Annotated in this window: 15 protein-coding genes; 5 read left to right on the top strand and 10 right to left on the bottom strand. The window is 73.7% G+C overall.

Annotation, left to right across the window (positions count from 1 at the left end):
• Window positions 1-23 precede the first annotated feature (23 nt).
• The 6 genes from ACFV6E_RS05570 to ACFV6E_RS05545 all read right to left on the bottom strand — a co-directional run bounded on the left by ACFV6E_RS05570 (window position 24) and on the right by ACFV6E_RS05545 (window position 5,417).
• Complete coding sequence (locus ACFV6E_RS05570; protein ID WP_385459534.1) at window positions 24-818, bottom strand: ABC transporter permease; 795 nt, start codon at window positions 816-818, stop codon at window positions 24-26.
• On the bottom strand, window positions 818-1,801 hold the full coding sequence (locus ACFV6E_RS05565) for an ATP-binding cassette domain-containing protein (RefSeq protein WP_385459532.1): 984 nt from the start codon (window positions 1,799-1,801) through the stop codon (window positions 818-820). Before ACFV6E_RS05565 ends, ACFV6E_RS05570 begins: the two co-directional genes overlap by 1 nt.
• Before the next feature lie 110 nt (window positions 1,802-1,911).
• Window positions 1,912-2,847, bottom strand: coding sequence for a CPBP family intramembrane glutamic endopeptidase (locus ACFV6E_RS05560; protein WP_385459530.1), 936 nt, complete (start codon window positions 2,845-2,847; stop codon window positions 1,912-1,914).
• Window positions 2,848-3,012: 165 nt separating this feature from the next.
• Window positions 3,013-3,711, bottom strand: a complete 699-nt coding sequence (locus tag ACFV6E_RS05555; RefSeq protein ID WP_385161681.1) for a response regulator — start codon at window positions 3,709-3,711, stop codon at window positions 3,013-3,015.
• Window positions 3,708-4,976: a sensor histidine kinase gene (locus tag ACFV6E_RS05550; protein ID WP_385459528.1), complete on the bottom strand. Its 1,269-nt coding sequence runs from the start codon at window positions 4,974-4,976 to the stop codon at window positions 3,708-3,710. The genes ACFV6E_RS05555 and ACFV6E_RS05550 overlap by 4 nt, the downstream gene beginning before the upstream one ends.
• A gap of 30 nt (window positions 4,977-5,006) precedes the next feature.
• Complete coding sequence (locus ACFV6E_RS05545; RefSeq protein WP_385161677.1) at window positions 5,007-5,417, bottom strand: Fur family transcriptional regulator; 411 nt, start codon at window positions 5,415-5,417, stop codon at window positions 5,007-5,009.
• A gap of 291 nt (window positions 5,418-5,708) precedes the next feature.
• Between ACFV6E_RS05545 and katG the strand changes: the two genes are divergently transcribed.
• Complete coding sequence (gene katG / locus ACFV6E_RS05540) at window positions 5,709-7,943, top strand: catalase/peroxidase HPI (RefSeq protein ID WP_385161675.1); 2,235 nt, start codon at window positions 5,709-5,711, stop codon at window positions 7,941-7,943.
• 89 nt (window positions 7,944-8,032) lie between these two features.
• On the opposite strand, the gene ACFV6E_RS05535 is transcribed toward katG, so the two are convergent.
• Both ACFV6E_RS05535 and ACFV6E_RS05530 read right to left on the bottom strand, forming a co-directional pair.
• Entirely contained in the window at window positions 8,033-8,932 is a 900-nt protein-coding gene (locus ACFV6E_RS05535; RefSeq protein WP_385459526.1) for a Cof-type HAD-IIB family hydrolase, read from the bottom strand.
• Between the two features lie 725 nt (window positions 8,933-9,657).
• Complete coding sequence (locus tag ACFV6E_RS05530) at window positions 9,658-10,038, bottom strand: DUF5994 family protein (RefSeq protein ID WP_385161671.1); 381 nt, start codon at window positions 10,036-10,038, stop codon at window positions 9,658-9,660.
• Between the two features lie 374 nt (window positions 10,039-10,412).
• On the opposite strand from ACFV6E_RS05530, the gene ACFV6E_RS05525 reads away from it, so the two are divergent.
• The 4 genes from ACFV6E_RS05525 (at window position 10,413) to ACFV6E_RS05510 (ending at window position 13,921) form a co-directional block, all read left to right on the top strand.
• On the top strand, window positions 10,413-10,808 hold the full coding sequence (locus ACFV6E_RS05525; protein ID WP_385161669.1) for a molybdopterin-binding protein: 396 nt from the start codon (window positions 10,413-10,415) through the stop codon (window positions 10,806-10,808).
• 185 nt (window positions 10,809-10,993) lie between these two features.
• Complete coding sequence (modA, locus tag ACFV6E_RS05520; RefSeq protein WP_385161667.1) at window positions 10,994-11,866, top strand: molybdate ABC transporter substrate-binding protein; 873 nt, start codon at window positions 10,994-10,996, stop codon at window positions 11,864-11,866.
• Between the two features lie 107 nt (window positions 11,867-11,973).
• Window positions 11,974-12,744, top strand: a complete 771-nt coding sequence (locus ACFV6E_RS05515; RefSeq protein ID WP_385459620.1) for an ABC transporter permease — start codon at window positions 11,974-11,976, stop codon at window positions 12,742-12,744.
• 76 nt (window positions 12,745-12,820) lie between these two features.
• On the top strand, window positions 12,821-13,921 hold the full coding sequence (locus tag ACFV6E_RS05510; protein WP_385161665.1) for an ABC transporter ATP-binding protein: 1,101 nt from the start codon (window positions 12,821-12,823) through the stop codon (window positions 13,919-13,921).
• A gap of 30 nt (window positions 13,922-13,951) precedes the next feature.
• Here the strand turns inward: ACFV6E_RS05510 and rpmF are convergent, their stop codons facing one another.
• Window positions 13,952-14,116, bottom strand: a complete 165-nt coding sequence (gene rpmF / locus ACFV6E_RS05505; protein WP_385459524.1) for a 50S ribosomal protein L32 — start codon at window positions 14,114-14,116, stop codon at window positions 13,952-13,954.
• A 94-nt stretch (window positions 14,117-14,210) separates the two neighbouring features.
• Entirely contained in the window at window positions 14,211-16,253 is a 2,043-nt protein-coding gene (locus ACFV6E_RS05500; RefSeq protein ID WP_385459523.1) for a BTAD domain-containing putative transcriptional regulator, read from the bottom strand.
• Window positions 16,254-16,347 lie beyond the last annotated feature (94 nt).

Raw genomic sequence — 16,347 nt, 5'->3', positions numbered from 1 at the left:
CGTCCGCCGGCTCCCGCCCGCTGTCACCGGCGCGGCTCGCGGTCGAAGCGCGCCTTGGACCAGAAGTAGCCGAGGACGGTCAGGCCCACGCACCAGGCGACGGCGAGCCAGCCGTTGTGGCCGATCTCCGTGCCCAGCAGCAGACCGCGCAGGGTCTCGATGGCGGGCGTGAACGGCTGGTACTCGGCGATGGGCCGGAACCAGCCCGGCATCGTGTCGAGCGGGACGAAGGCACTGGACAGCAGCGGCAGCAGGATCAGCGGCGTGGCGTTGTTGCTGGCGGCCTCGGCGTTCGGGCTGACCAGGCCCATGCCGACCGCGATCCAGGTGAGCGCCGTGGCGAACAGCACGAGCAGTCCGAACGCGGCCAGCCACTCCAGGACCGTGGCGTCGGTGGAGCGGAAGCCGATGGCCACGCCGACGGCGCCGACGAGGACCACGCTGACGATCGACTGGAGCACGCTGCCGATGACGTGCCCGACGATCACCGAGCCGCGGTGGATCGCCATCGTGCGGAAGCGGGCCATGATGCCCTCGGTCATGTCGTTGGAGACGGAGACCGCGGTCCCGACCACGGTGGAGCCGATGGTCATCAGCAGCAGGCCCGGGACGATGTAGGCGACGTACAGGGAACGGTCCGGCGTGCCGCCCCCGATGCCCGCGCTCATCGTGTCGCCGAAGACGTACACGAAGAGCAGCAGCAGCATGATCGGGGTGAGCAGCAGGTTCAGGGTGAGCGACGGGTAGCGCCGGGCGTGCAGCAGGTTGCGGCGCAGCATCGTCAGGCTGTCGCGGAAGGCGTAGGTGGCGGTGCTCATCACACGGTCTCCTCGGTCTGGGCGTGGGCGGCGGGGGCCTGGGCGGGGGCGGCGTCGGCGGTCAGGGCGAAGAACACGTCGTCGAGATCGGGGGTGTGCACGGACAGCTCGTCGGCCTCGATGCCGGCGGCGTCCAGCCAGTCGAGGATGGCCCGCAGTTCGCGCTGGCTGCCGTCGCTGGGGATCTGCAAGGACAGCGCCTCGTCGTCCCGGGAGGCGTCGCGCAGCGCGGTCGCGGCCTGCTCGTAGGTGCCGGGGTCGGAGAAGCGCAGCCGTACGTGGCCGCCGGGGACGATCCGCTTGAGCTCCTGGGCGGTGCCCTGGGCGACGAGCCGCCCGCCGTCGAGGACGGCGATGCGGTCGGCGAGCTGGTCGGCCTCCTCCAGGTACTGCGTGGTGAGGAAGACGGTGGTACCGCCGGAGACCAGCTCGCGGATGATCTGCCACATGGTGTGCCGGGAGCGCGGGTCGAGTCCGGTGGTCGGCTCGTCGAGGAAGATGACGCTCGGGCCGCCGACCAGGGTCATGGCGATGTCGAGCCGGCGCTTCATGCCGCCGGAGTAGGTGGAGGCGGGCTTCTTCGCGGCCTCGGTCAGGTCGAAGCGTTCGAGGAGTTCGGCGGTGACCCGGCGGCCCTCGCTACGGGAGAGGTGGTGCAGGTCGGCCATCAGGAGCATGTTCTCCTCGCCGGTGATCAGTCCGTCCACGGCGGAGAACTGTCCGGTGACCCCGATGGCGGCCCGTACGGCCTGGGCCTCGGCGGTCAGGTCGTGTCCGGCCACCCGGGCCCGGCCGCCGTCGGCGGAGATCAGGGTGGACAGGATGTTGACCGCGGTGGTCTTGCCCGCGCCGTTCGGCCCGAGGAGGGAGAAGACCGTGCCGGCCGGCACCTCGAAGTCGATGCCGTCGAGGACGGTCTTGTCGCCGTAGGACTTGCGCAGCCCCTGTACTGCGATAGCGGGTTCGTGCGGTGTCGTCGTCATGCCGCAGAGCTTGCGGCTCCGGCGGTTCAGAACGCTTTCAGCGCGGTTTCAGCCCCCGGAACCGGACTCCGGGGACTGAAACCGCGCTGGTCAAAGAGGTCGTGACGGGTTCAGCGGGCGCTGCTTGCGCGCCGGGGGCGGAGGTCTCCGCGCCGCTTCGCCGCGCGGAGGAAGAGGACCGCCGGGACGAGGCAGACGAGGATGGCGAAGAGGCTGGCCTCAGGGCCGAAGTCGCCCCCGGTGAGCACGGCGGGGCCGTCCACGACGCCCTGCACCAGACCGGTCTGGGCGTCCTCGTTGCCGGAGACCGTGGTGCCGAAGAGGCCGCTCTCGGCGAAGTTCCAGGCGAAGTGGAGACCGATCGGGAGCCACAGGCTGCGGGTGGCCGCGTAGGCCGCGCCGAGCATCAGGCCGCCCTCGATGCCGACGGCGAGCGCGCCCCACACCGTGGCGCCGGGGTTGAGCAGGTGCAGGGCACCGAACGCGACGGTCGAGATCGCCAGCGCCCACCGCGTGCCGGTCATCTCCTCCAGGAGCCGGAAGACGACGCCCCGGAAGAGCAGTTCCTCGGTGGCCGCGACGCCCGTCATCAGACCGAGGACGGCCAGCGCCCCGCCGACCGACACCCCGCCGTGCGTGCCGTAGTCCGCGCAGAGGGCGACCAGGGCGATGGTGGCGGTGAAGAGACCGAGACCGATGACGACGCCCGTGCGCAGGCCCAACGCCGCGTCCTTGGGGGCCAGTTCGGTGACGGGCCGCCGCTCCAGGAACCGTACGAGCGCGGCGTACACCGACAGGGCGACCGCCACGACGAGGGCGCCGGCCACCAGGTTGAGGAACGGGTTGGTGCCCGCCGACGCCCGCGCCCCGGCCCCGAACGCCAGGACCACCGCCATGACGACGACCATCGCCACGAGCCGTGCCCACGCGGGCCGCAGCCACGCGGGCGGCGTCCGGCGTCCCGCACCCGGCGACTCCTGCGAGAACAGCTCCCGCACCAGCTCCGTGGTCCGGTCCTTCAGCGACTGCGCGCCCTGTGGCGACATGACGTTCCTCCCTGCCGGCGCCCTGCGGCCCGGTGGCCGCCGCGATGTGGTGAACGCTATGAGCGGGGGGCATCTCGGAACGTCGCCCCGGGGTGGACAGTCGCGTGTAGCTCTCGCGGGGGACACGCGCCCGCCACGCGGGACCGGCGCGCCCGCCGCCGGTCCTCAGTCCGGTACGGAGGCCAGCCCCGTCCGGTGGGCGAAGACCACCGCCTGCACGCGGTCGCGCAGGTCGAGCTTGGTCAGGATGCGTGACACGTACGTCTTGACGGTCTCGCGGCTCAGCACCATCCGGTCGGCGATCTCGGCGTTCGACAGCCCCTCGGCGATGAGCTTCAGCACCTCGGTCTCCCGTGGGGCCAGCACGGACAGCGCCCCGGCCGCGCCGGGCCTGCGGCGGTCCGGGCGGATCCGGTCGGCGAACCGGCCGACGAGCTGCCGGGTGACGGCGGGCGCGAGCAGCGACTCGCCCGCCGCGATGGTGCGGATGCCGCCCACCAGCTCGCGCGGCGGCGAATCCTTCAGCAGGAACCCGCTGGCACCGGCCCGCAGCGCCTCGTAGACGTACTCGTCGAGGTTGAAGGTGGTGACCACCAGGACCTTCACCGGCTCGGCGACGTCGGGTCCGGCCAGCAGCCGGGTCGCCTCGATGCCGTCGAGCAGCGGCATCCGGATGTCCATCACGACGACGTCCGGGCGCAGCCGCCGCGCGGCGTCCACCGCCGTGCGCCCGTCGGCGGCCTCGCCCACGACCTCCAGGTCGGGCATCGCGCCGAAGATGGTGACGTAGCCGGCCCGGACGAGTTCCTGGTCCTCGCAGACCAGCACCCTGATCACGTTCTCCGTGTGCGCTGCGGAGGTCATGCGGGCCTCCCGGACGGTATGCGCGCCCGCACGCTGAAGCCGCCCCCGGGCCGCGCGCCCGCCGACAGCTCGCCGCCGAACACGCTCACGCGCTCGCGCAGCCCGATCAGCCCGTGCCCGCCGCCCCGGCCGAGCGGCCTGCGCACCCCGCCGCCGCCCGCGCCGGGCGCCCCGTCGTTGGCCACCTCGACCTCCAACTCATGCTTGCCGTACTGGACTTGTACGACCGTACGGTGTCCGGGCGCGTGCTTGAGCGCGTTGGTGAGCGCCTCCTGCACGACGCGGTACGCGGCCAGTTCGACGCCCGAGGCCAGCGCCCGCCGCTCCCCCCGCTCGGTCAGCTCGACGGGCTGCCCGGCGGCCCGGGTCCGCTCGACCAGTTCGGCGAGGCTGCCGGGCCTCGGCGCGCGCTCGGCCGCGTCCGGCGCCGCACCGCCGGGAGCACCCTCACCGTCGTCCCCGCCGGTCGGGCTGCCGTCCGCCTTCAGGACGCCGAGCAGGTGCTGGAGGTCGGTCAGCGCGCTCCGGCCGGAGGAGCTGATCGCCTCCAGGCCGGTGCCGACCTTGTCGGGCGCGCCCTCCAGCAGGAACTGGGCGGCGTCCGCCTGCACCACCATCGCGGTCACGTGGTGGGTCACCACGTCGTGCAACTCCCGTGCGATACGCGCCCGTTCGCGCGCCGTCGCCGCCTGCACGCTGAGCCGCCGCCGGTCCGTCTCGGCGTCCCGCCACGCCCGTACGGTCCTGCCGACGCCCCAGCAGACGGCCAGGATCACGGCGAAGAGGACGTAGTCGGTGGGGCCGAGCGGTGAGTCCAGCGCGTCGAGGCCGAACGCGAACAGCAGGTAGCCCGCGACGACCGCGGCGGCCGTGAGGGCGAGGCGCGGGCCGCGCGGGCGGGCCGCGTGGGCGCCCGCGGCGTAGAGCGCCGCGTACAGGCCGACCGTCGCGAGCGTCTGCGGGCCGCCCAGCAGTTCGTGCGCGGCGAACGCGCAGGCCACCAGGGCGAGACAGACGCCGGGCCACCGCCGCCGCACCACCAGCGGCAGCCACAGGGCCACGCTCAGCAGCACGGCCGGTACGTCGTACGGATGCCGTGGCAGGTCGCTGAGCTGCGCGCCCAGCGGCGCGGTCACCGGCGCGTAGACCACCGGGACGAGCAGCAGCACGACCACCGCGTCCCGCGTCGTCGCGCCCAGCGCGTCCCAGCGCGCGGCCACGGCCCGCGCGTACTCCCGCGGCGCCGCCGCCCTCACCCGTGACACGCGCAGGAGCCTAGCCTGACCCCGCCGCGGCTACGCACACGACGGGCAAAGCCCCCGGTAGGTGACCTCGGCCGCCGAGACCGTGTAGCCGAAGCGCTCCGCGTCGGGGAGGTCGGCCAGCGGGTTCCCGGTGGGGTGCACGTCGCGGATGGTGCCGCAGCCGGAGCAGACCAGATGCTGGTGCGGGCGGCGCGCGTTGGGGTCGTAGCGCTTGGCTCGGCCCTCGGTGGAGAGCTCCAGCACCTCGCCGAGGGTGACCAGTTCGCCGAGCGTGTTGTAGACGGTCGCCCGGGATATCTCGGGCAGCCGCCGCACGGCCGCCGCGTGCACCTCGTCGGCCGTGAGATGGATGTGGTCACCGTCGAGCACCTCGGCGACGACACGCCGCTGGGCGGTCATCCGCCAGCCGCGCCCCCGCAGCCGCTCCAGCAGGTCACTCATATCGGCTCACCCTCACGTCTCTGGCAGGTTTGGCTCACTTCTTGACTTGGACTCTGTCAATCGTAGGATCGGATCCGGCACTGGCCAAGGGACAGGAGACCACCGGAACAGCACAGGACGGAGCGGCACCGGGGCGGACCCGCCCGGCGTCGCCCATCGGTGGTACGGCGCGTCCGCCGACCCCGGGGGCCCGTGCTCCGCGTGTCCCGACAGCAGTGCCGTCCCTCAACAGCTCCGCCACCGCCCGCAGTTCTCGGGCCCGCTCGATCGGCCCGGTCCGGAAGGATTCCCATGACTGAGAACCACGACGCAATCGTCACCGATCCGAAAACGGACGCGGAGGGCGCGGGCGGCTGCCCGGTGGCGCACGCCGAGCGCGCCCCGCACCCGACCCAGGGCGGCGGGAACCGCCAGTGGTGGCCGGAGCGGCTGAACCTGAAGATCCTCGCCAAGAACCAGCCCGTGGCCAACCCCATGGACGACGGCTTCGACTACGCCGAGGCGTTCCAGGCCCTGGACCTCGCGGCGGTCAAGCAGGACATCGCCGAGGTCCTGACGGACTCCAAGGACTGGTGGCCGGCCGACTTCGGCAACTACGGCCCGCTGATGATCCGCATGGCCTGGCACAGCGCCGGCACCTACCGGATCAGCGACGGCCGCGGCGGCGCCGGCGCCGGTCAGCAGCGCTTCGCCCCGCTCAACAGCTGGCCGGACAACGGCAACCTGGACAAGGCCCGCCGCCTGCTGTGGCCGGTCAAGAAGAAGTACGGCAAGGCCATCTCGTGGGCCGACCTCATGATCCTCACCGGCAATGTCGCCCTGGAGACGATGGGCGCGAAGACCTTCGGCTTCGCCGGCGGCCGCGAGGACGTCTGGGAGGCCGAGGAGGACGTCTACTGGGGCCCCGAGACCACCTGGCTCGGCGACGAGCGCTACACCGGCGACCGTGAGCTGGAGAACCCGCTCGGCGCCGTCCAGATGGGCCTGATCTACGTCAACCCCGAGGGCCCCAACGGCAACCCGGACCCGCTGGCCTCCGCCCGCGACATCCGCGAGACGTTCCGCCGCATGGCGATGAACGACGAGGAGACCGTCGCGCTGATCGCCGGCGGCCACACCTTCGGCAAGACCCACGGCGCGGGACCGGCCGAGAGCGTCGGCGACGACCCCGAGGCCGCCGGCTTCGAGGAGCAGGGCCTCGGCTGGAAGAACTCGTACGGCACCGGTGTGGGCGCGGACGCCATCACCTCCGGCCTCGAGGTCACCTGGACCACCACGCCCACCCGGTGGAGCATGGGCTTCTTCGAGAACCTCTTCGGCTACGAGTGGGAGCTGACCGAGAGCCCGGCCGGCGCCAAGCAGTGGAAGCCGAAGGACGGCGCGGGCGAGGGCACCGTCCCGCACGCCCACGACGCCTCGAAGAAGATCGCCCCGTCGATGCTCACCGCCGACCTGGCGCTCCGCTTCGACCCGGTCTACGAGCAGATCTCCCGCCGCTACTGGCAGAACCCGGAGGAGTTCGCGGACGCGTTCGCCCGCGCCTGGTTCAAGCTGACCCACCGCGACATGGGCCCGAAGTCGCTGTACCTCGGCGCGGAGGTCCCCGAGGAGACGCTGCTGTGGCAGGACCCGCTGCCGGCGCGCGAGGGCGAGGTCATCGACGCCGGTGACATCTCCGCCCTCAAGGCCAAGCTGCTCGACTCGGGCCTGACCGTCTCGCAGCTCGTCTCCACCGCGTGGGCCTCGGCCTCCACCTACCGCGGCAGCGACAAGCGCGGCGGCGCCAACGGCGCCCGGATCCGCCTGGAGCCGCAGAAGGGCTGGGAGGTCAACAACCCCGACCAGCTCGCCCTGGTCCTGCGCACCCTGGAGAACGTCAAGGAGGAGTTCAACGCCTCCTCCGACCGCAAGGTCTCGATCGCCGACCTGATCGTGCTCGGCGGCTCCGCGGCCGTGGAGAAGGCCGCCAAGGACGCCGGTCTCGACATCGAGGTGCCCTTCACCCCGGGCCGCGTCGACGCGACCGACGAGCACACCGACGCGGAGTCCTTCGCCGCCCTGGAGCCCGCGGCCGACGGCTTCCGCAACTACCTGGGCAAGGGCAACCGGCTCCCCGCCGAGTACCTGCTCATCGACCGCGCCAACCTGCTCACGCTCAGCGCCCCCGAGATGACCGTCCTGGTCGGCGGCCTGCGCGTGCTCGGCGCCAACTACGACGCCTCGAAGACGGGCGTCCTCACCGACGCCCCGGGCACCCTGACGAACGACTACTTCGTCAACCTGCTCGACATGGAGACCGCGTGGTCCTCGACCTCCGAGGACCAGACCGCGTTCGAGGGCCGCGACCGCGCCACCGGCGAGGTCAAGTGGACCGGCACCCGCGCCGACCTGGTCTTCGGCTCCAACTCCGAGCTGCGCGCGGTCGCCGAGGTCTACGCGAGCGACGACGCGAAGGAGAAGTTCGCCAAGGACTTCGCCGCGGCGTGGAGCAAGGTGATGGACCTGGACCGGTTCGACGTCGCGTGATCACCGGCGCGTAACGGCTCGTAGCCACGACGACCAGGCCGGTACGGTCCTTCGGGACCGTACCGGCCTGGTCGTTCCGTCGTTCCGCCTCAGCCGGCGGCGGGCTCCGCGGGCAGGTCCAGCAGGCGGGCGATGACGCGCAGCACGCCGTTCTCGGTGTGGGCGGGGGCCACGTAGCGGGCGCGGTCGAGGACCGCCGGGTGGGCGCCCGCCATGGCGAAGGACCAGTCCGCGGTGTCGAGCATCTCCAGGTCGTTGAGGTAGTCGCCGAAGACGAGGGTCTGGGCGGGCGTGATGCCCAGGTCGCGCTGGAGCCTGCGGACCGCCGCGCCCTTGTCGGCGGTGCGGTTCATGACGTCGACCCAGTGCTGTCCGGAGACGACGACCTGGTGGGTCTCCGTGAAGGACTCCAGGGCCGGGGCGGTGGTCAGTTCGGCGGGGCCGAAGTCGAAGAGCGCCACCTTGATGATCTCGTCGTCCACGGCGGTGACGTCCGGCACGGTCTCCAGCCGGGCGTAGTACTTGCGCGCCTCCGCCAGGAACGCCTCGTCGGTCCGCTCCACGTAGGCGGACCGCTTGCCGCAGACGACCGCGCCCAGGTCGGTGCCCCCGGCCGCGAGCCCTCGCGCGGTCGCGACGATCCGGGCGGCTACGGCGGGGTCCAGCGGGTCGGCGCTGAGCTCCGCCCCGTCCCGTACGACGTAGGTGCCGTTCTCCGCGATGAAGACCATGCCGTCCCGCGCCCGCGCGAACTGCCGCTCCAGCGTGGCGTACTGCCGCCCGCTCGCGGGGCTGAAGAGCACCCCGCGCCGCCGGAGTTCGTCAAGTACGGGCCACAGCCCGTCGGGTATCCGCCCGTCACCGTCCAGCAGCGTGCCGTCCATGTCGGTGACGATCAGCCGGACGTCCACGGGCCCCGCCGGGAGCACGGACGGAACCTCGGATGCGGTGGAGGAAGAGACGGAGGGAGTGGTGGGAGAGCTGGACATGTTCCGTTCCTGTACGGGACGCGCGATACACGGCCCCGTGACGGGACACTGCACGGCAACGTGATTCCTTGGCCGCTCCGCACGGTACTAGGGCCTGCCGCTACGGGTGCGCCGCAGGTCCGGGGAGGGGCGGGGGCGCAACGGCGCGGCGGCCTGATGGCGCGGTGGCCCCGGGCCCGGTGGCCCGTCGGCACGGCGGCCGCCGCCGGTGGTGCGTGCACCGGCGGCGGCCGCGTCGCCCTGGAGCGCCGCCCCCCGGCCGGCGTTGTTCAGGGCAGGTGGTCCCGCATCGGCCCGCCGGGCGCGCGGGAGTGCACCGGAGCGGGCTGCGACGGGGACGGAGGCTCGGAGTCCGGACGCGGCACGGGGCGGCGGCCCGGACAGGGATACGCCGGACGACTGTGGTCTCGACGTGACGCCCAGGGGTCCGGGGGCGCCGGCACCCGGGGACCTGGGGCGCGGGAAGCCGCGACCGCGGCTTCGCGACGGTGGCGGGCTCGACGACGAGTCCCGCGTGACCGAGCCTAGGTGAGCCGGGCAGACGTGGACAGCCCCGCGAGACCCCGAAGTACGGCAGTACCGGCCCCCCGGACGCCACCACCCCACCCGCCCCACCGCACCGCCGGAACACGCCGCGGCGGACGCCGGTACGGGTTCCGGACCGGCGGTCGGTCACGGCACCGACGGCCACCGCACCGGCGTTCGCCATGTCGGCGTCCACGGGCTCACCCCGTGCCCGACGCCGCCGCCTCCATCAGGGGTTCGGCGTCCGCCGCCGTCGCCTCCGGTGGTATCACCAGCAGGTCCCAGCGGCCCCGGCCCTGGCTGACCAGGCAGATGGTGTGCCGGCCCTGCGCTCCGGAGGAGCCCCGCAGCCGTACGACATGGTCGGCGACGTACAGCCGTCCGGGCCCTTCCGACCACAGCTCCGCGCTGACGGTGACGCCCGTGATCTCTCCCCACTCGGCCGGCAACCCGCTGAGCAGCAGCGGAAGTTCGACCAGCAGATCGCGCGAGCGGGGCCACCACGCCCCGTCGATGGGGCGCGGCACGGAACTGGGGGGTGCCAGCCGGAGTCGGGCTACGGGCTGAAGTGCGGTGGCCATGGAGGCGCCCTTCACGGTGAAATCAGGCCGGGGTCTCGGGCTGTCCTCAAGTGCCGCGCGGCGCGCGTCTCGCGTCGCGGTTCGTGCTCGTCACGGTGTGGGGAGCGGCGCTCCGCCGCAGTACGGACGGCCGTCGGCCGACGTGCCGATTACCGCTCCCGCACTGTGGCTTTTTACCCTACTCCGCCCGTCCGAAAAGGGGCCCTTTACTGACAGCGGCATACTGACAGCGTCATATGCGGCGCCCAGCAACACGCGCAGCACCGCCGGCGGCACCCGGCAGGTCCGTAGCATCAAGTCACACCCCGTCGCACCCGCAGCACCCCGCTCAGTTTCCTTGCATATGCCAGCTTTTGGCGCATACCTTGGCGCGCATGCAGTCTTACACCATCGGGCAGGCGGCCCGTCTGCTCGGCGTGAGCCCGGACACCGCGCGGCGCTGGGCGGACGCCGGCCGGGTCGCCACCCATCGCGACGAGGGGGGCCGGCGGCTCATCGACGGACGGGCCCTGGCGGCGTTCTCGGTCGAACTCGCCAAGACCGGTGAGGCGGAGGAGGAGACCTCCCGCACCTCCGTGCGCAACGCGTTCCCCGGCATTGTCACCGCCGTCAAGCTCGGCGACGTCGCCGCCCAGGTGGAGATCCAGGCGGGCCCCCACCGGCTGGTCTCCCTGCTGACCCGGGAGGCCGTCGAGGAACTGGGCCTGGAGGTGGGCGTGGAGGCCACCGCCCGCGTCAAGTCCACCAACGTGCACATCGACCGCGCGTAGCGCCCCGGCAACGTGCACTTCGACCGCGCACAGCGCCCCGGCGCGACCGGACCAGGAGCACGGACGAGCACCCCGGGCCCGCAACTCCGTAGCAACGCACATGCGTACGCACCCCCGGCGATCACCCGGCTCATGCGATGCGACTAGAGACTTACGCCTTGCATATGCGGAAGTATGATCGGCGTATGCCCAGCAGCGTCCAAGGGAGTGCACCCGTGACAACCCGTACCGCGCGCCGGACCCGCCGTGCCCGCCGCACCCTCCAGGTGGCCGGTGCGAGCGCCGCCGCACTGCTCGCCCTGAGCGCCTGCTCGTCCTCCGACTCCGACGCGGACTCCGGCGCCTCGAAGTCGTCGGACGCCTCGGCGAAGTCCGACGAACTCTCGGGCGAGGTGACCGTCTTCGCCGCCGCCTCGCTCAAGGAGTCCTTCACGACGCTGGGGAAGCAGTTCGAGAAGGCGCACCCCGGTACGAAGGTCAGCTTCAACTTCGGCGGCAGCGACACCCTCGCCGCCGGCATCACCGGCGGCGCCCCGGCCGACGTCTTCGCCGCCGCCAGCCCCAAGACGATGGCCACCGTGACGGACGCGGGCGACGCGGACGGCACCCCGTCGACCTTCGTACGCAACCAGCTGGAGATCGCCACCCTGCCGGGCAACCCCGACAAGGTCGCCTCCCTCAAGGACCTCACCGACTCCGACCTCAAGGTCGTCCTGTGCGACAAGACGGTCCCGTGCGGTGCCGCCGCGCAGACGGCGCTGAAGGCGAGCGGCCTGAAGCTGACCCCCGTCTCGTACGAGCAGGACGTCAAGAGCGCCCTGAACAAGGTCGTGCTGAAGGAGGCGGACGCCGCCGTCGTCTACCAGACGGACGTGAAGGCGGCGGGTGACAAGGTGGAGGGCGTGAACTTCCCCGAGTCCTCCGAGGCCGTCAACGACTACCCGATCGTCCGCCTCAAGGACTCGGAGAACCCGGACGCGGCCGCGGCCTTCATCGAGCTGGTGCGCTCGGCGGACGGCCAGAAGGTACTGACGGCCGCCGGCTTCCTCAAGCCGTGACCCGTCCCGCCCCGGAGCACACCGAGCCGACGAGCTCCCGGTCCCGCACCCCCGTCCGGGTACGGGACCGGGGTCGTGGTCGGGGCTCGCTCGGGCGCCGGGGCCGGGTGCCGCTCCCGCTGCTGCTGCCCGCCCTCGCCGGCCTGGCGTTCCTGCTGCTGCCGCTGATCGCCCTGCTCGTGCGGGCCCCGTGGCGCAGCCTGCCGGACCAGCTCACCAGTACGGAGGTCTGGCAGGCGCTCCAGCTCTCCCTGCTGTCGGCCACGGCCGCCACCGCCGCGAGCATGGTCCTCGGCGTGCCGCTCGCCTGGGTCCTGGCGCGCACCGACTTCCCGGGCCGCGGCTTCGTCCGGGCCCTGGTGACGCTCCCGCTCGTCCTGCCGCCGGTGGTGGGCGGTGTGGCGCTGCTCCTCGCCCTCGGCCGCAACGGCGTCGTCGGCCAGTGGCTCGACTCCGCCTTCGGGATCACGCTGCCGTTCACCACGGCGGGCGTGGTCGTGGCGGAGACGTTCGTGGCGATGCCGTTCCTCGTCATCAGCGTGGAGGGCACCCTGCGGGCCGCCGATCCCCGGTACGAGGAGGCCGCCACCACGCTGGGCGCCTCCCGCTTCACCGCGTTCCGCCGGGTCACACTGCCGCTGATCGCCCCGGGGATCGCGGCGGGCGCCGTCCTGGCGTGGGCGCGTGCGCTCGGCGAGTTCGGCGCGACGATCACGTTCGCGGGCAACTTCCCCGGCCGTACGCAGACCATGCCGCTGGCCGTCTACCTCGCCCTGCAGAACGACCCGGCCGCCGCGATCGCCCTCAGCCTGGTACTGCTGACCGTGTCGATCGCCGTACTCGCCGGGCTGCGGGACCGCTGGATGACGGCATCATGACCACGACCGGCAGGAACACGACCGGCAGGACGACGACCGGCAGGACGACGACCGGTACGACGGAAAGCGCGGGCCGATGACGCACGCCGGAAAGACCGCGACCGCGGCGGACACCGCCCGCGCCGAAGACTCCTCCGCAGGGCTCGACGCCCGGCTCGTCGTCGACCGCGGCTCCTTCCACCTCGACGTCGGACTGACCGCCGCGCCAGGGGACGTCGTCGCGCTCCTCGGCCCGAACGGCGCCGGCAAGACCACCGCCCTGCGCGCGCTCGCCGGACTCACCCCGCTCTCCGACGGCGGCCGGCTGCGCCTGGACGGTACGGCGCTGGACCGCACGCCGCCCGAGTCACGCCCGGTCGGCGTCGTCTTCCAGGACTACCTGCTCTTCCCGCACCTGTCCGCGCTGGACAACGTCGCCTTCGGGCCGCGCTGCCAGGGCCTGTCGAAGGCGGCGGCCAGGGAAGTGGCCGCCGAGTGGCTGGACCGGATGGGCCTCGCCGACCGGGCGGGCGCCAAGCCGCGGCGGCTCTCCGGCGGACAGGCCCAGCGTGTCGCCCTCGCCCGCGCGCTGGCCACCCGGCCCCGGCTGCTCCTGCTCGACGAGCCGCTCGCCGCGCTGGACGCCCGCACCCGCCTCGACGTACGGGCCCAGCTCCGGCGCCACCTGGCCGACTTCGAGGCCGTCGCCGTACTGGTCACGCACGATCCGCTGGACGCGATGGTGCTCGCGGACCGGCTGGTCGTGGTCGAGGACGGGCGGGTGGTGCAGGACGGCGCCCCGTCGGACATCGCGCGCCGGCCGCGTACCGACTACATCGCCCAGCTGGTCGGGCTCAACCTCTACCGGGGCCGGGCCGACGGCCACACCGTCCGGCTCGACGCGGGCCCGTCGATCACCACGACCGAGGACCTGACGGGACCGGTGTTCGTGGCGTTCCCGCCCGGCGCGGTGACGCTGTACCGGGACCGTCCCACCGGTGCCAGCGCGCGGAACCTGTGGCGGTGCGAGGTCGCCGGGCTGGAGACCCACGGCGACCAGATCCGCGCGGACCTCACCGGCGAACTCCCGCTCGCCGCCGACCTGACCACCGTCGCGGCGGCCGAACTCGACCTGCGGCCGGGCGCCCCGGTCTGGGCGACGGTGAAGGCGACGCAGACGCACGCCTATCCGGCCTGAGCCCCGGGGATCCGAAACGTCCCGTCAGTCCTAGGGGCGGAGCAGCCCGCGCTCGTACGCCCTGACCAGGCGCTGCGGGACCATGATCCGGGCGCCGTCCACGACGACCGGGGCCAGCTGGGGCGTCGTGGCCTTCCACTGGGCGCGGCGGTGACGGGTGTTGCTGCGGGACATCTTCCGCTTGGGAACGGCCATGACGGACTCCTGAGGACGGTACGCGGGTGGATGGCTGGCAGTACGCCAGTTGGCGGCACCCACACGCTACATGAAAATGGATCCCATTAACGAGTCAGCGAGCCGGGCCGCCACGGAGCGACCCCGCGATCCGGGCGAGCCAGTCGTCCACCGGACCGAGCGTGACCAGACCGCTCCCCGCGCCCGCCAGTTCCCCGGCGGCCGGCCGCAGCCGGGCGTGGACCCGTTCCAGTACCGGCCGCTCGCCGAGCGCCAGCGCGGCCACCGCCTCCAGACAGCACAGCGCCTCGTACAGGTGGTCCCGCGGCGGCTCCATCAACTCGCGCAGTGCCGCCCGCGCCTCGGCCCCCTGCCCCGCGCCGAGCCGGGCCAGCGGCTCGATCCAGGGGCGGTACGGGCCCCAGTCGTCCCCCGGATCCACCACCGGCACGGCGTCCGTCCCTCCGATGCGCAGGCACAGCAGGGCCAGCGGCAGGAGGCCGCGCTCCAGGCCGGGCATGCCGGCGCCGTCCAGGCGGGCAGCGGCGGCCCGGTACGCGGTCTCCGCCTCGTCCCGTTCGCCGGCCGCGGCGAGCCGCAGGGCCCCGTACCACTGGGTGAACACGCCCGCCAGCGGCAGTTCGTGCCGCTCCGCCAGCCGGTCCACCGCGGCGGCGTGCCGGTCCGCCGCCGGAAAGTCGGCGAGGGCGCTGCGGGCCTGGAGGCGGACGAGGTGACCGAGTACTTCGGAGGTCACGAGGGCGTGGCGGGCGGCGAGTGCGACCAGTTCGGCGCCGGTCCGGTCCCGGCGCGGCGCGAGCCCGGCCCGGGTGAAGGACTGCATGAACGTCCCGTTGAGGGCGAACGCCAGCAGCGCCGGGTCGTCGAGCCGCCGCGCGATCGCCTCGGCCTGCCGCGCCGCGGCCGGTCCCCGGGGTGCGTCGGTGCCGCGCGTCTCCAGGGCGACGGTGGCCAGCAGCCGGCAGCGCGCCGCGGCGTGCTCCGCACCGGGCGGCAGGGCGGCGAGGGTGCGCTCGGCCGCCGCGACGAGCCGCCCGGCCAGTTCCGGGTCGTCGCCGCGGCTCCAGATCGCGGGCACGTCGTACGCGCCGATGACCCGCGCGGTCAGCTCCGGGTCGCCGGACTCCTCCGCCGCCACGACGGCCGCCATCCGGTGCTCGCGGGCCGCCGCCAGACCGCCGCCTCCGGTCACCGCGAGACCGCGCAGCAGCCCGACCGTGGATTCGAGGCGGGCCCGCGCACCGGCGGCGACGGTACGGTCGTACGCCTGCGTGGCCCGCGCCCACAGCCGCGCCGCCACCGTGTCCGCCGCCTCGCTTTCAGGTGCCGTGAGTCGGCCGTCGTCCGGTCGCAGGTGCGGGGACTGGGTCAGGATGTCGTGCTCCAGGCGGCGCAGCGCGGGGCCCGGGTCGAGGCCGAGCCGCCCGGCCAGGGTCGAGCGGGCCCGGCGGAGCACGGCGAGGGCGTCCGCCTGCCGCTCCGTGCGGTACAGGGCGAGGGCGAGCAGCCGCCAGGCGTCCTCGCGCCAGGGGTGGGCGGCGGTGTGCGCGTCCAGGTCGGGCACCGCCTCGGCGGCGCGGCCGAGCGCGAGGTGGGCGGCGGCCCGCCGTTCCACCGCCTGGAGCCGCAGTTCGGCGAGGCGGGAGCGTTCCCCGCGGGCCCAGCCGTCCGCCGCGAACTCCGCGTACGCGGGTCCCCGCCACAGCGCGAGCGCTTCCTCCAGGCGGTCGAGCGCCTCCCCGGGCGAGAGCCGCGCGGCGCCGGTGACGGCCGCCTCGAAGCGCCACGCGTCGACGGCGCCGGACTCCGCGCGCAGCGCGTACCCGGGGCCCTCGGTGACCAGCAGCCGTGCCGGGGCGCGGGGCGGACGCTCCGGTTCCAGCGCCCGGCGCAGCGCCCCGACGAAGGTCTGCACGGCTCCCACGGCGCCCGCGGGCGGGTCGTCCCACAGGTCGTCGACCAGGCGGGCGACGGGCACGACGCGGCGGCGGGCCACGATCAGCCGGGCGAGCACGGCCCGGTGCCGGGGGCCCTTCAGCGCGAGCGCGGCGCCGTCGCGCTCGGCCACGACGGGCCCGAGCACCCCGAACCCGACCGGCCCGAGCGCCCCGGACCCGACCGGCCGTCGCCGCTCCACTGAGCCACCTCCACGTTCCAGCGCCGTCTGCCCGACGACCGTACGCACTCCGCCACCCCGGCCGCCGCGCTGATCGCCTGCTGATCGGCGCACC

The sequence above is a fragment of the Streptomyces sp. NPDC059785 genome, from assembly GCF_042732375.1.
Classification (GTDB): Bacteria; Actinomycetota; Actinomycetes; order Streptomycetales; family Streptomycetaceae; genus Streptomyces.
This window is presented reverse-complemented; position numbering and strand designations above follow the sequence as displayed.